This is a genomic window from Endozoicomonas sp. YOMI1, assembly GCF_024606345.1.
GTDB lineage: Bacteria > Pseudomonadota > Gammaproteobacteria > Pseudomonadales > Endozoicomonadaceae > Endozoicomonas.
Map to the genome: position 1 here is coordinate 1 of NZ_JAHHPM010000056.1, position 1,185 is coordinate 1,185.

General features: G+C 45.7%; 1 protein-coding gene. It reads left to right on the forward strand.

The genetic code is table 11. The features are described from left to right. The first annotated feature begins 640 nt into the window (after window positions 1–640). Window positions 641–1,096: a hypothetical protein gene (locus KDK15_RS02215; RefSeq protein WP_257293736.1), complete on the forward strand. Its 456-nt coding sequence runs from the start codon at window positions 641–643 to the stop codon at window positions 1,094–1,096. The last annotated feature ends 89 nt before the right edge of the window (window positions 1,097–1,185 follow it).

The window sequence follows — 1,185 nt, forward strand, 5'->3', positions numbered from 1 at the left end:
TTGACCCTTCCCTGGTCAAAGAGACGGATAACTTAGGCCGGATGGCTGTCCACTTAGCTGCTGATGAAAGCCACATAGAGGCCATCCAGATATTGCAATCCTCTCTATGAGAAAAATAACGGTGGCCAGACGGCTCTCTACTTGGCTTACAGCCATCGTCACCCCGCGTGCCAAAAACTCCTTATTAAAAAAGGAGCACATTAATAGCCCTGCCTTCTACAGTGAGCAATAAAGTAGAGGAACATAAGTAATCAATGGCCGGTAGTGGAGTTGTCCTTGCGTACTGCAACTCTGGTCAGACTCTCAATTTTTAACAAATTCTGTCATTTATTATGCCAAATTCTTATGAAGAAACCGGTGCCGGGCCTTGAATCTTGACTGTTTCAAACCTCCACCTCATACTGCGCCAGACTCGGCGCAGCCCCTTTGATCTCCCCATCCTGAATAAATACAGTAATTCATTTAAAATCCCCAGAAATCAGCATTGCTGGCCATCAGTCTAATCAAACAGTCATCAAAAGTACGAAAGCCATTTTTCTCCAGTAACTCACAATAATGACGGTAAGCTCGAACATACTCTGCTTTATGTTGCTGAAGGTTGGATCCGCAGCGGCATCTCGCCCTCACATTCTATGAAGCTGTGGCTCAATCAGGTAATAGGGACAGGGAGCTTGCCCGGCCACGGCTGGCGACAAGGGCCAGAAAGGTAATTGAAAGCCTGGCTAACCATTGGGAAGAACTTGCCGGTTTGTTCATAGCCGGGATATTCCAATGGATAATAATATCGCCGAGCAGACGTTGCGTGATCCTACCCTACGGTGGGCAGGAAAAACTACTATGGCAGCGGAAGCGAATGGAGTACAGAGTTGGCAGCGTGGTTATTCAACGTCTTGGTGACCCTGAACCTCTGAAGATTAATCAGAAAAAGTGGCTGACAGGCTATCTGGAAGCTTGCATTGCCAATGGCAGGAAGCCTCCAGAAGATTTAAGTCAGTGGACTCCCTGGCTGATGAGCGAAAGTCGTCTTGCTGAATTACGAATTGCTGGAAATTTTTGGCAACTTTATTCTGGTAATTATCGGGAACATTTTTCCTAATTTGTGAATTTTCGGAAATTATATGCTTGGAAAACACAACCATTGTTCCTTGTCATTGATGACTCCTTCGTTCTGCGCTTTAGTGAAAA